The following is an 11,718-nucleotide window of genomic DNA, read 5'->3' on the forward strand; positions in this document are numbered from 1 at the left end:
ATGACGGGATCACCTGTGACGGGCCTGGGTAGCTCCCGGCTGGGCCCGGCCGAACGGGCCGCGGCGCTGGACCGCATGGCCCGTGAGGAGTTCGACGTGGTCGTCGTCGGCGGCGGCATCGTCGGCGCGGGCGCGGCGCTCGACGCGGCCACCCGGGGCCTGTCCGTCGCGGTCGTCGAGGCGCGTGACTTCGCGTCCGGCACGTCCTCCCGCTCGTCGAAACTGATCCATGGTGGGCTGCGCTATCTGGAGCAGTACAACTTCGACCTCGTCCGGGAAGCTCTCACCGAACGCGGTCTCCTCCTCCAGCAGATCGCCCCGCATCTGGTGCGGCCCGTCCCGTTCCTGCTGCCCACGACCCACCGCGTGTGGGAACGCGCGTACTTCGGCGCCGGGGTGGCCCTTTACGACGCGCTGGCGTTCCAGATGGGCAGCACCCGAGGCGTCCCGCACCACCGGCACCTGACGCGGCGCGGCGCCCTGCGCGTCGCCCCGTCCCTCCGCAAGGACTCCTTCGTCGGTGCCATCCAGCTCTGGGACGCCCAGGTGGACGACTCCCGCTTCGTCATGATGGCGCTCCGCACCGCCGCCGAGTACGGCGCGCAGATCGCGTCCCGCACCCAGTGCATCGGCTTCCTCCGCGAAGGGGAACGCGTCACCGGCCTGCGCATTCGCGACCTTGAGGGCAACACGACCAGCGAGGTCCGCGCCAAACAGGTCGTGAACGCCACCGGCGTGTGGACGGACGACATCCAGGAACTGGTCGGTGGTCGTGGGCAGATCCACGTCAAGGCGTCGAAGGGGATCCACCTCGTCGTCCCGAAGGACCGCATCCACTCCGCGGCGGGCATCCTCCTGCGCACCGAGAAGTCGGTCCTCTTCGTGATCCCGTGGGGCCGCCACTGGATCATCGGCACCACCGACACCGCCTGGGACCTCGACAAGGCCCACCCCGCCGCGTCCAAGGCCGACATCGACTACATCCTCGACCACGTCAACGCGTTCCTGTCCACCCCGCTCACCCACGACGACGTCGAAGGCGTCTACGCGGGCCTGCGGCCCCTCCTCACCGGCGAGACCGAAGAGACCTCGAAGCTCTCCCGCGAACACGTGGTCGCCCACCCCGTCCCCGGCCTCGTCCTCGTCGCGGGCGGCAAGTACACCACCTACCGTGTCATGGCCAAGGACGCCATCGACGCCGTCGCCCACGGTCTCGACGGCAAGATCCCCGAGTCCTGCACCGATCGGATCCCGCTCGTCGGCGGCGACGGCTTCCAGGCCATGTGGAACGCCCGCCACCGCCTCGCGTCCCGCTCCGGCCTGCACGTCGCCCGCATCGAACACCTCCTGCGCCGCCACGGCACGCTCGTCGACGACCTCCTCGAACTGATCGCCGAGAAGCCCGACCTGAGCAAACCCCTCGGCAACGCCGAGGACTACCTCCGCGCCGAGATCGTCTACGCCGCCAGCCACGAGGGCGCCCGCCACCTCAACGACGTCCTCGCCCGCCGCACCCGCATCTCCATCGAGACCTGGGACCGCGGCGTCGGCGTCGCCCAGGAGGCCGCCGACCTCCTCGCCCCCGTCCTCGGCTGGTCGAAGAAACAACGCGACCGCGAAATCGAGTACTACCGCAAGCGCGTAGAGGCCGAACGCGCCTCCCAGATCCAGGAAGACGACCAGGAAGCCAACGCCCACCGCCGAGGCGCCCCCGACATCGTCCCCACCGCCTGACCGAACAGAAAGCCCCTGGTACCCGCTTCGGGCCCAGGGACTTTGAACATCAAAGGTTTTTGAGGGTGTGGGTGAGGTGGCGGAAGTCCTCGTGGGTCAGGAGGATGTTGGCGCCGTCTGGGTCTTTGCTGTCACGGAGTGCAACGATGTTCGGAACGCTGGCAACCTCAACGCAGTTGTCGCCCTTGTCACTGCTCCGGGAAGCCTTGCGCCAGGTGGCGGTGCTCACATTCATTTCGTCTATCCCGGTCTCTGGCGGTGTTGTTCTAAAGGTCTTTGAGGGTGTTGGTGAGGTGGCGGAAGTCTTTGTGGGTCAAGAGGATGTTGCCGCCGTTCGGGTCTTTGCTGTCACGGAGCGCAACGACGCTCGGGACGCTGGTGACCTCGACACAGTGATCTCCATCATCGCCGCTGCGTGAGGACTTGTGCCAGGTAGCGGTGCTCAGGTCCATCTCTCGTCTATCACCCTTCTAATTAGCGCTCGCGTCTCCTTTACGCAGTGCGCCTCCGCTTGGAGTGTAACGAAGCTCTCGACCGTTAGCTCAACCTCGAGAGGCTTGGTCGTAGTCTCGCCTCCGTACGCCTTCTGCGTGTACACGATCTGACGCTGGTCGGGCAGCGTCGCGATGGCGAACGACGTTCTGATGCCTCGGTAATACCCCATGGGTGCTATCTGAATGTTGATGCGATCGCGGTGTGACAGCTCGATTAGGTACTCGAGCTGATCACGCATGGTCTTCGGGCAGTCGACTTCGCGGTAGAGGACGCTCTCGTCCATTACCACGGAGATAACCGGTGGAGGGATCCTTTTGAGGACTTCCTGTCTCCGCATCCTGCTCTGAAAGTCCTCCTCGTGGGGGAGGAGGAACCTCGCGTACGCCTCTGTTTGGAAGAGGCCGTCGACGAGCATCGTTTGGTACCCGCGTAGAAGCGCGCTGGACGCTTCGACCTTCGGGTAGTTGACGAAGTATGTCGGATACTTCGTTGATTTAATCTTTTCTACTAGCTCGTCCCAGGATTCGACTAGCTCTCCGTTCGCGTTGAGTGCCCGGTCTACTCGCATGGTGAAGTCCCTGCGGCACTTGGTGCGTCCTCGCTCTACGTGGCTGATGTAGGAGCGCTGGACGCTGACCAGCCGGGCGAGTTGGGCCTGGTTGAGTCCGGCCGCTTCTCGCCTGCGCTTGAACTCGTTAGCGAATCCGAGCAGCTCGGGGTCCACCGGCATCCTGTTTTCGCTGGTAGATGTCATGTCGATCTTCCTTTCATGGTGATTGGGCGTTGAATAATTGTTAGTCAGTTGCGGCTGCTTCGCGCTTCTACCATTAAGGGTACGCCTTTCCGTGCGTTGATGTGGGCAGTCAAAGAATCGACTGCAAAGGTCGTACCGATGCCCGCAATCGCCCAGGTTCCCGAGGTGTCCACGCTGGTCCTCAGTCCCACCGTTAATGCGCCGAAGTACGCGAGGGACTTCCTCGCCAAGTGCTTCTGCGATCTAGGGATCGCAGACGACTATGTGGGGCGTACCGTTCTCAGCGAATTGGTTACCAATACCTACGAACACGTCGGAACCGGACAGATCGTTATCCGGATCTTCGAGGACGGGCAGGACGGCTCCGTGGTCTTGGAGGTGTGGGATCAGGGAGCGGAAATGCCCGTCGTTCAGGAGGTCGAAGGTTCCGCCGAGTCGGGGCGCGGCCTCTTCGCAATGTCGCTTCTGGTGCGCGACTGGGGCGTCCGACCGATCAGTGAGGGAGGGAAGATCGTATGGGCCAAACTCGACCGCTGAGCGTTCGAATGGAACGGCGCATGCTCAGGCTACGCACGCGCCTCGGACGTTCGACGGCCGCCTGTTATCTGGACACGCTCAGCGCCGCGCTCAAGCCGTTGGGATATCGGTCCGTCCGTCTCTACCGTCCCGAGGAGTGTCCGACCCCGGTCGCCCTGCCGATGCTCTGGGAGCCTCTGCTCTGGGTGTACGTCTCCAGCCCGCACAGCCACGTGGGGACCGTCGTGAACGCCCGTGCCGTGGCGAACCAGATGTGGGCGTACCACGAGGCCCGGCGCGGCAGGCGCGGCTACCTCTCCCCCTGCGGGGACGTGAAGGCGGCGGCCGAGGAGATCGACAAGCTCCTCAAACACCGCATGTTTCCAGGCAACGCCTGGTGAGATCAGTCGAGGCCGATGCCTACCGCCGACTACCGATGACGCACCGACAGTTGGCGGGTCGGAGTCTCGGCCGCGAACTTTTCGCACACCGCGAGCAGGTGTTCGTGGCGGCGCAACCGGATGTACGCCTGTGGGGGCTGGAATGATCCCAGCTCGTTGCGCAGGTCCTCGATCGACAGGCCGGGGTACTCGCTCACGCGCAGGATCGGGATGGCGAACCCCCGATCCAGCCCTTTGAGGTACTCCAGCACCCTGGCTCCGTTTCCGGCCTGGGCCTGCTCGGCGATGGCGGCGATCCGGTCTGGGACGTCCACCACCGGCGGGCCCAGGTCGATCACCGCCGTCAGCCGAGCCAGCGGCGCGGTCAGGTACACGAACCAGCGGGTCGGCCGCCCCTCCATGTAGCGACGGCGGAACTCGTGCTTCTTCAATCCCTGCCACATCAGCTTGTAGTGCTGCTCGTGCAGTGCCATCAGCACCGGTTCGGGCTCTGTCACCGGACGCCCACCCTCCCGTTCCACGGCTCACTGGTCAGCGTTGACGGTCGGTCGGCCGGGCGTTGAGCGGCTCACCGGCATTTGACCTGGAGATTGGCTAGTTCGGGCGGCCTTGCATGAGGTTTTTGCCAGTTTTGTAGAGGTCGGCGGGGACTCGGGCCGGGTCCAGGAGGTGTTGGAAGGCTAAGCCGAAGTCGAGGGCCAGGGTGAGGGTGGCGCGTTCGTGGGGGGCGATGGCGTCGTCGGGGTCGAGTTGGCTGGCCAGGCGGGCGCGGCGTTCGGCGTACCAGTCGGCGATGCGCCAACCGGCGGCGTAGTCGCGCATGCCGTAGAGCCAGAACTCGACGAGGAGCAGGGCGAGCTGGCGGGCGCGTTCGTCGGGTTCGTGGCGGGACGAGGAGCGGCCCGTGGCGTCGCCGTCCTTTTCGGCGGCGCGGAGTTCGTCGCAGACGTCGGTGCGGGTGGGGTCGCTGGTGAAACGCTCCATCAGGGCCAGGAGGAGGTCGGTCTTCCCGGTGAAATTGGAGTAGACGGCGCCCTTGGTGAGGCCCGCGGCGGCGGCGATGTCGTCGAGTGAGGCTCCGTGGATGCCGCGTTCGGCCCAGAGGCGTTCGGCGGCGGTGAGCAGCGCGGTGCGGGTCTGCTCGCGGCGGTCGGACGGTCGTGCGGGCGCCGTGTCACCCTCGGGATGGCCGCCGTGGGTGTCCCTCATGCGTTCTCCCCTCCGTGTGCGGACACGCGCGTTCGAGGGCCGCGCGCTGAGAATCTCCTCCTCCTTCGGAATACACCGGTTGAGCATGGTCAGTCCGCGAGTTGCGGAAGTCCGCCTAGGTTGGAACGCTCCGTTCGGACGGGGGAGGCCAAGGAGTGGGAGGAGCTTGGCAAATCGCCCAGGCGGCTCATTACCAGCGGGTAGCCAGGGGTGGGTGGGGGGCATACGCTGGCGTTCATGGCATCTCCGACGGTCGAGCGCGCGCTGCCCCAGACGTTGGTCGATCGGCTGGTGTCGCATGTCGCCTCGGGCGGTGGGGAGACGGCGACGGTCTCCCGTCCGTTCACGGGGGAGGCGCTGGCGGTCGTTCCGGTCTCGACGAGTGATGACGTTCTCGCGGCCTATGAGCGTGGGCGTGCGGCGCAGGCGGCGTGGGCGCGGGTGCCGGTGGGGGAGCGGGTCAAGCCGTTCCTCAGGTTCGTGGACGCGCTCGTCGACCGGCGTGACGAGATTCTCGACCTGATCCAGTTGGAGACGGGCAAGGCGCGCCGCCATGCCATGGAGGAGTTCCTCGACGTGGCGTTGTGCTCGCTGTACTACGCGCGGCGGGCGGCGCGGCTGCTGAGGCCGCGGCGCAGGCAGGGGCCGCTGCCCGGGCTGACGCGGGTGCGGGAGCTGCGGCATCCGAAGGGTGTCGTGGCGGTGATCGCGCCCTGGAACTACCCGTTCGCGTTGGGGCCGGGGGACGTCGTGCCCGCGCTGATGGCGGGCAACGCGGTGATCCACAAGCCGGACACCCAGACGTGTCTGTCCGGTTTGTGGGTCGTGGATCTGTTGGTGGGGCTCGGGCTGCCCCGGGATCTGTGGCAGGTCGTGGTCGGTGAACCGGACGAGATCGGTGACCCGCTGGTGGAGAACGCCGACTATGTGGCGTTCACCGGCTCGACGCGGGGTGGCAGGGCGATCGCGGAGAAGGTCGCGCCGCGGCTCGTCGGCTACTCGCTGGAGCTCGGCGGCAAGAACCCGATGATCGTCATGGCGGACGCCGATGTGGAGCGCACGGCGAGGGGTGCCGTCCGGGCGTGCTTCACCAACGCCGGGCAGCTGTGCGTCTCGATGGAGCGGATGTATGTGCACGAGGACGTCTATGACCGGTTCGTGGCGAGGTTCGTCGAGCTGGTCAAGGGGATGCGGCTCGGGACCGGGTTGGATTTCGACGCCGAGATGGGGTCGCTGACTTTTCGGCGGCAGTTGGACGCGGTGGTTCGGCAGGTCGACCAGGCCGTTGAGAAGGGCGCGACCGTGCTCGTGGGGGGTAAGCCCCGTCCTGACATCGGGCCGTTGTTCTATGAGCCCACGGTTCTTGAGGGTGTGGACGAGGGGATGGAGGTCTGGGCGGACGAGACGTTCGGCCCGGTCGTCGCGCTCTACCGGTATCGGGACGAGGACGACGTCATCGCCCGAGCCAACGACACGCCGTACGGGTTGAACGCGTCGGTGTGGACGAGCGACCCGGCGCGGGGTCGGCGGCTCGCGGCGCGGATCCAGGCGGGGACGGTCAACATCAACGACGGGTACGGCGCCGCGTACGGGTCCTACGACTCGCCGATGGGCGGGATGAAGCAGTCCGGTGTGGGACGCCGCCACGGGGCGGAGGGCCTGCTGAAGTTCACCGAGGCGCAGACCGTGGCGAGCCAGCACATTCTGGATCTCGCGCCTCCGGGTGACATGAGCTTCGAGCGGTTCGCCGACCTCATGGCGAACGGGGTCAAGGTCATGAAGAAGCTGCGGATCAGGTAGGGGCGGCCGTGCGGCAGGACTTCGACGTGCTCGTCGTCGGATCGGGGTTCGGGGGCAGCGTGTCGGCGCTGCGGCTGGTCGAGAAGGGGTACCGGGTCGGGGTGATCGAGGCGGGTCGCCGGTTCGACACCGGGGAGCCGGGGGCGCGGTATCCGGAGCTGCCCAAGACGAACTGGCGCGTCAGCCGGTATCTGTGGGCACCGGCGCTCGGGCTCACCGGAATCCAACGCATCCATTTGATTCGCGGCAAGAAGTCGAGCCGGGTGATGGTACTGGCGGGCGCGGGGGTCGGGGGCGGGTCGCTGAACTACGCCAACACCCTGTACGTCCCGCCGGAGCCGTTCTTCAAGGACCGGCAGTGGGCGCACATCACCGACTGGCAGGACGAGTTGACGCCCTACTACGAGCAGGCGCGGAGAATGCTCGGCGTCGTCCAGAACCCGACGACCACCGAGGCCGACAAGGTGATGCGGCGGGTCGCCGACCGGATGGGCAGGGGCGACACGTTCGTTCCGACGCCGGTCGGGGTCTACTTCGGGGAGGGGCCTGGCGTCGAGAGCGCCGACCCGTACTTCGGCGGGGCGGGGCCGCGGCGGCGCGGCTGTTCGGAATGCGGCGAGTGCATGGTGGGCTGCCGCCACGGCGCGAAGAACATGCTGACGGAGAACTACCTGTACCTCGCGGAGAAGGCGGGGGCGCGGGTGATGCCGCTCAGCCGCGTGACGAGCGTGCGGCCGGTGGACGGCGGCTACGAGGTCGAGATCGTGCGGACCGGGTCGTTCGGACGTGACCGCAAGACGTTCACCGCCGGGCAGGTCGTCTTCGCCGCCGGGACGTACGGGACGCAGAAGCTCCTGCACAAGCTGAAGGCGACCGGCCGCCTCCCGAACCTGTCCGACCGGCTCGGCGCCCTGACCCGCACCAACTCGGAGGCGATCCTCGGCGGCGGCCGGGCGGGCGGCAGGCCGGGCCCCGACTATTCCACGGGCGTCGCGATCACGTCGTCGTTCCACCCGGCTCCGGACACGCACATCGAACCCGTCCGGTACGGGCGCGGCTCCAACCTCCTCGGCGGTCTCCAGACGCTGCTCGTGGACGGTGACCGGCCCGGCGAGAAGCACACGCCCCGCCTGGTGAAGTTCGTCCGGCAGGTGGTGCGCCGTCCCCGTGACATGCTCCAGATGCTCAACGTACGGCGCTGGTCGGAGCGGACGGTCATCGCGCTCGTCATGCAGACCCGCGACAACTCGATCACGCTGAGGCCCAGGCGGGGACCGTTCGGGTGGGACGTCCGCGCGGACACCGGGCACGGCGAGCCCAACCCGACCTGGATTCCGGAGGGCCACGAGGCGACCCGGCTGGTCGCGGAGGAGATCGGCGGCATCCCCGGCGGCACGTGGGGCGACCTGTTCGACGTTCCGATGACGGCCCACTTCCTCGGCGGATGCGCGATCGGCGACTCCGCCGAGACGGGTGTCATCGACCCCTACCACCGGGTCTACGGGCATCCGGGCCTGCACGTCGTGGACGGCTCCGCCGTCTCCGCCAACCTGGGCGTCAACCCTTCGCTGACCATCACCGCGCAGGCCGAGCGGGCCATGGCGTTCTGGCCGAACCGGGGTGAGGACGACCCGCGTCCCGCCGTCGGCGCCCCCTATCGGCGGCTCGGGCCCGTGGCGCCGAAGAACCCGGTCGTTCCGGTCGGTGCGCCGGGGGCGTTGCGCCTTCCGATCGTCGACATCACCTGACCGGGCCACCGCCCGGCGGACGGACGCGGCGAGAACCTCACGGTTCCCGCCGCGTCACGCATCACTGCGCGCGGTAGGTGGACCACTGGGACTGCATGCGCTGGTTCTGACCGGGCGTGAACTCGGTCATGCAGGCGTCGTAGCTGTAGTCCATGTAGTTGTGGATCGGGTCGACTCCGGCGGAGGGGCAGGTGTCGCGGCCCGTCGGGCAGCCGGACGCGGGGCTCTCCTCGGCCGGGGTGTCGGCGACCTGGTCGCCCTCGCCGGAGCAGGCGCCCTGGAACGTGTGGTAGAGGCCCATCCAGTGGCCCACCTCGTGGGTACCGGTGTCGCCCTCGTTGTACTCGGCGAGCGTGCCGCCCGGCAGGCTCTGGTAGTGGACGACGACACCGTCCATCACGGGCGAGTTGCGGTAGCTGCTCGGGAACGTGGCCCAGCCGAGGAGGCTGTTGCCGAGGTCGGCCGTGTAGAAGTTGAGGTCCTGCGCGTTGCCCTGGCGCAGGGCGGTCTTCATCGCCCGCTCGTTGCGCTCGGGGTCGGAGAACCAGGCCGCGTTCTGCGTCCGCTTGGTCGCGGCGTGCGTGAACGTCACACCACTACCGGCGTAGGCGGCGTTGAGGACGTCGAGCTGCTTCTTCAGCGTCGCGTCCGACACGTTTCCTGCGCTGCCGTAGACGACCTGGAAGTGCACGCGGACGTTGATCGCGTTGGTGCGCTTCTTCGGCAGCTTGCCGAGGCGGGACCGGAAGTCCTTCTCCATCGCCGCGACCTGGGCCGGGCCGGGCTGGTTGCGTTCGGTGACGTGGGCTCCGGCTCGAACACGGGCCTGCGCGGGCTGGTCGGCGCAGGCGGCGGACGGTGCGGCCGAGGCGGCCGGGGCGAGGGGGGCGGCCAGGGCGGCGGGGGCGTACGCCGTGGCGGTGGCGAGTATGCCGACGACGCTGACGATTCCAGCGCGGTTCATGGAACTCCTCGGGGGGCTTGCGCGGGCGTGGAGGCGCGCGCATCGGGGGAGCGGAGTTAATGCTGGAACCAGAGTGGATCGGAGTAAACATTACGTCTTTGGCAAATCTGGACGAATTGGGGCGCTCAACGCTGAATACGGCGCCCTAGCGTCGCGGCGTAGCGTGTCCGCATGGACGTGGGACACGAGGTGGCGCGCGTACTGGCGGAGATGCGGGCACAGGCGGACCCGGTTCGGGCCGAGAAGGAAAAGCGGTACCTGAAGAGCGACCTGTTCCACATCGGCGTGACCGTCCCGGCGCTGCGCAAGGTGGCGTTGTCGGCGGTAAGGACCGAACCGACCCGGGACGAGTTGGTCACTCTTGCCGAAGCCCTCTGGGGCGTGACCGACGAGGGGCGCCCGGTGCATGAGGCGCGCATGGCCGCGATAGAGGTCCTCGTCAAGCGGGCCGCGCTGCTGGAGCCACGGGACGTCCGGCTGGCGGAACGGTTCGTCCGCGACTCGGCGAGCTGGGTGTACGTGGACGCTCTCGCGGAAAAGGTCGTCGGCGGGCTCGTCCTCCGGTACCCGGACCTGGGCGCCGTCCTGGACGCGTGGGTCCGCGACCCCTACATGTGGATCCGGCGCACGGCCGTCCTGGCCCTCCTCGCGGGCGTCCGGGCGGGCAACCCCGACCTGGAGAGACTCGACCGGTTCGGGAACGCCGTGCTCGGTGAGACCGGCTTCTTCATCCGCAAGGCCCTCGGCTGGGTCCTGCGTGAACTGTCGAAGAAGGACCCGGAATGGGTGGTGGCCTGGGTCCTCCCCCGAACCGGTGTCCTGTCCGGTGTCACGCTACGGGAGGCCGCTCGCCGGCTTCCGGAGGAGGACGCCGCCCTCATCCTCAACCGCTGACGCGCTCAGCACGGCTGGACGAACAGGCGGCAGGCGGCAGGCGGCTAGGCGGCTAGGCGGCTAGGCGCGGTAGGCCTTCCACACCTTGTGGATGCGGGCGCCCTGACCGGCGGTGAACGACGTCATGCACGTGTCGTAGCTGTAGTCCATGTAGTTGTGCACCGGGTCCGCGCCGGGGGAGGGGCAGGTGTCCTTGCCGGTCGGGCAGCCGTTGGTGGGGTCGCGTTCGGCGGGGGTGTCCGCGACCCGGTCGCCCTTGCCTCCGCAGCCGTCCTGGAACGTGTGGTAGAGCCCCAGCCAGTGGCCGACCTCGTGGGTGGCGCTGAACCCCTTGTTGAAGTTGTCGATGGCACCGCCCGGCATGCTGCCGTAATGGATGGTCACACCGTCCAGCTTCGGCTCGGTCTTGTACTTCCACGGGAACGTCGACCAGCCGAGCAGGTCTCCGCCTATGTGGCTGCTGTACAGATTCAGTGTGCTCTTGCCGCCCTTGCGCAGCCGGGCTTTGTACGTCTGCTCGTACCGTTCGGGGTCGTTGAACCAGGCCGCGTTGTCGGTGCGGGTCACGGCGCGGAGTTCGAAGGAGACCTGGGTGTCCGCGCCTCCGTTCCGTCCGGCGTAGGAATCGTTCAACGTGCTGATCTGACGTTCGATCGCCGCGGCGGACACGTTGCCCTTCGCGCCGTTGTGGAGCACGTGGAAATAGACGGGAACGTGGAGCGGAGCGGCGACGCGCAGGGCGGCGCCGGTCGACTGACGGTCCGGGTCGATGCCCAGCCCGCGCAGAACCCGGTCGAGGCGCTGTTCGACGTCGGCGGCCTCCCGAGGAGTCAGGTCGTTGTGCTCCCGGTGGTCGTGCGTTCCCGGCCGGAGCCGCGCGTCGGCGTGCGCGCAGTCGTCCGGAGACGCGGCGGCGCCCGTCGCGGCACCGGACGGCAGGGCCGGGACGAAGGCGGCGATCAGGGCGGTGACGGCGAGCAGCTTCACGGCACTCCTAGGGAGGACGCTTGCGGACGGGAACCATGTGAACACGGGGCGTCATCAACAGGTATCAGAGCGAAGTCTTCCCACGAGTGTGATCAAGGTAAACGGATGCCGACCGTTATCGGTGGATCGCATGTTGTGACGGCGGCGACAGGGTGCGCGCGTCGGCGCGGGTGGGCGGCCCGTAGACTGAAGGGGTCGTTCCGGCCCTTGCGAAAG

The 11,718-nt window shown here is 67.8% G+C and carries 13 protein-coding genes; 6 read left to right on the forward strand and 7 right to left on the reverse strand.

Annotation, left to right across the window (positions count from 1 at the left end):
- Positions 1–1,734 carry a glycerol-3-phosphate dehydrogenase/oxidase gene (locus D0T12_RS06405; RefSeq protein ID WP_117398945.1) on the forward strand — a complete coding sequence of 578 codons (1,734 nt, stop codon included), beginning with the start codon at positions 1–3 and terminating at the stop codon, positions 1,732–1,734.
- 49 nt (positions 1,735–1,783) lie between these two features.
- On the opposite strand, the gene D0T12_RS06410 is transcribed toward D0T12_RS06405, so the two are convergent.
- From D0T12_RS06410 to D0T12_RS06420, 3 genes are read right to left on the reverse strand one after another with little or no spacing between them, the layout of a single operon-like run.
- Positions 1,784–1,969, reverse strand: a complete 186-nt coding sequence (locus D0T12_RS06410) for a DUF397 domain-containing protein (protein WP_117398466.1) — start codon at positions 1,967–1,969, stop codon at positions 1,784–1,786.
- Between the two features lie 31 nt (positions 1,970–2,000).
- Positions 2,001–2,186, reverse strand: a complete 186-nt coding sequence (locus D0T12_RS06415; protein ID WP_117398467.1) for a DUF397 domain-containing protein — start codon at positions 2,184–2,186, stop codon at positions 2,001–2,003.
- Complete coding sequence (locus D0T12_RS06420) at positions 2,177–2,983, reverse strand: helix-turn-helix domain-containing protein (RefSeq protein WP_117398468.1); 807 nt, start codon at positions 2,981–2,983, stop codon at positions 2,177–2,179. Before D0T12_RS06420 ends, D0T12_RS06415 begins: the two co-directional genes overlap by 10 nt.
- 138 nt (positions 2,984–3,121) lie before the next feature.
- On the opposite strand from D0T12_RS06420, the gene D0T12_RS06425 reads away from it, so the two are divergent.
- Both D0T12_RS06425 and D0T12_RS06430 read left to right on the forward strand, forming a co-directional pair.
- Positions 3,122–3,520, forward strand: coding sequence for an ATP-binding protein (locus D0T12_RS06425; RefSeq protein WP_117398469.1), 399 nt, complete (start codon positions 3,122–3,124; stop codon positions 3,518–3,520).
- 20 nt (positions 3,521–3,540) lie between these two features.
- Positions 3,541–3,900, forward strand: a complete 360-nt coding sequence (locus D0T12_RS06430; RefSeq protein ID WP_147339414.1) for a hypothetical protein — start codon at positions 3,541–3,543, stop codon at positions 3,898–3,900.
- 29 nt (positions 3,901–3,929) lie between these two features.
- Here the strand turns inward: D0T12_RS06430 and D0T12_RS06435 are convergent, their stop codons facing one another.
- Both D0T12_RS06435 and D0T12_RS06440 read right to left on the reverse strand, forming a co-directional pair.
- Positions 3,930–4,397, reverse strand: a complete 468-nt coding sequence (locus D0T12_RS06435; protein ID WP_199487321.1) for a hypothetical protein — start codon at positions 4,395–4,397, stop codon at positions 3,930–3,932.
- A gap of 97 nt (positions 4,398–4,494) precedes the next feature.
- Complete coding sequence (locus D0T12_RS06440; protein ID WP_117398471.1) at positions 4,495–5,109, reverse strand: TetR/AcrR family transcriptional regulator; 615 nt, start codon at positions 5,107–5,109, stop codon at positions 4,495–4,497.
- Positions 5,110–5,346: 237 nt separating this feature from the next.
- Between D0T12_RS06440 and D0T12_RS06445 the strand changes: the two genes are divergently transcribed.
- Together D0T12_RS06445 and D0T12_RS06450 are read left to right on the forward strand one after the other, a co-directional pair.
- Complete coding sequence (locus D0T12_RS06445; protein WP_117398472.1) at positions 5,347–6,909, forward strand: succinic semialdehyde dehydrogenase; 1,563 nt, start codon at positions 5,347–5,349, stop codon at positions 6,907–6,909.
- Between the two features lie 8 nt (positions 6,910–6,917).
- Positions 6,918–8,657 (forward strand): GMC oxidoreductase, encoded by a 1,740-nt coding sequence (locus tag D0T12_RS06450; protein WP_117398474.1) that lies wholly within the window; start codon positions 6,918–6,920, stop codon positions 8,655–8,657.
- A gap of 61 nt (positions 8,658–8,718) precedes the next feature.
- Here D0T12_RS06450 and D0T12_RS06455 read toward each other — a convergent pair whose 3' ends face one another.
- Positions 8,719–9,621, reverse strand: coding sequence for a zinc metalloprotease (locus D0T12_RS06455; RefSeq protein ID WP_117398476.1), 903 nt, complete (start codon positions 9,619–9,621; stop codon positions 8,719–8,721).
- A gap of 171 nt (positions 9,622–9,792) precedes the next feature.
- Here D0T12_RS06455 and D0T12_RS06460 point away from each other — a divergent pair, with 171 nt between their 5' ends.
- Complete coding sequence (locus D0T12_RS06460) at positions 9,793–10,515, forward strand: DNA alkylation repair protein (protein ID WP_117398478.1); 723 nt, start codon at positions 9,793–9,795, stop codon at positions 10,513–10,515.
- Positions 10,516–10,575: 60 nt separating this feature from the next.
- Here the strand turns inward: D0T12_RS06460 and D0T12_RS06465 are convergent, their stop codons facing one another.
- On the reverse strand, positions 10,576–11,502 hold the full coding sequence (locus tag D0T12_RS06465) for a zinc metalloprotease (protein WP_233525869.1): 927 nt from the start codon (positions 11,500–11,502) through the stop codon (positions 10,576–10,578).
- Between the last annotated feature and the right edge of the window lie 216 nt (positions 11,503–11,718).

Source organism: Actinomadura spongiicola, from assembly GCF_003432485.1.
Taxonomy (GTDB): Bacteria; Actinomycetota; Actinomycetes; order Streptosporangiales; family Streptosporangiaceae; genus Spirillospora; species Spirillospora spongiicola.

What these genes read in the sequence shown, in the direction of transcription:
- D0T12_RS06405 (WP_117398945.1), top strand. Translation starts at nt 1, where the DNA reads ATGACGGGATCACCTGTGACGGGCCTGGGTAGCTCCCGGCTGGGCCCG.
- D0T12_RS06410 (WP_117398466.1), bottom strand. Translation starts at nt 1,969, where the DNA reads ATGAATGTGAGCACCGCCACCTGGCGCAAGGCTTCCCGGAGCAGTGAC.
- D0T12_RS06415 (WP_117398467.1), bottom strand. Translation starts at nt 2,186, where the DNA reads ATGGACCTGAGCACCGCTACCTGGCACAAGTCCTCACGCAGCGGCGAT.
- D0T12_RS06420 (WP_117398468.1), bottom strand. Translation starts at nt 2,983, where the DNA reads ATGACATCTACCAGCGAAAACAGGATGCCGGTGGACCCCGAGCTGCTC.
- D0T12_RS06425 (WP_117398469.1), top strand. Translation starts at nt 3,122, where the DNA reads ATGCCCGCAATCGCCCAGGTTCCCGAGGTGTCCACGCTGGTCCTCAGT.
- D0T12_RS06430 (WP_147339414.1), top strand. Translation starts at nt 3,541, where the DNA reads ATGCTCAGGCTACGCACGCGCCTCGGACGTTCGACGGCCGCCTGTTAT.
- D0T12_RS06440 (WP_117398471.1), bottom strand. Translation starts at nt 5,109, where the DNA reads ATGAGGGACACCCACGGCGGCCATCCCGAGGGTGACACGGCGCCCGCA.
- D0T12_RS06445 (WP_117398472.1), top strand. Translation starts at nt 5,347, where the DNA reads ATGGCATCTCCGACGGTCGAGCGCGCGCTGCCCCAGACGTTGGTCGAT.
- D0T12_RS06455 (WP_117398476.1), bottom strand. Translation starts at nt 9,621, where the DNA reads ATGAACCGCGCTGGAATCGTCAGCGTCGTCGGCATACTCGCCACCGCC.
- D0T12_RS06460 (WP_117398478.1), top strand. Translation starts at nt 9,793, where the DNA reads ATGGACGTGGGACACGAGGTGGCGCGCGTACTGGCGGAGATGCGGGCA.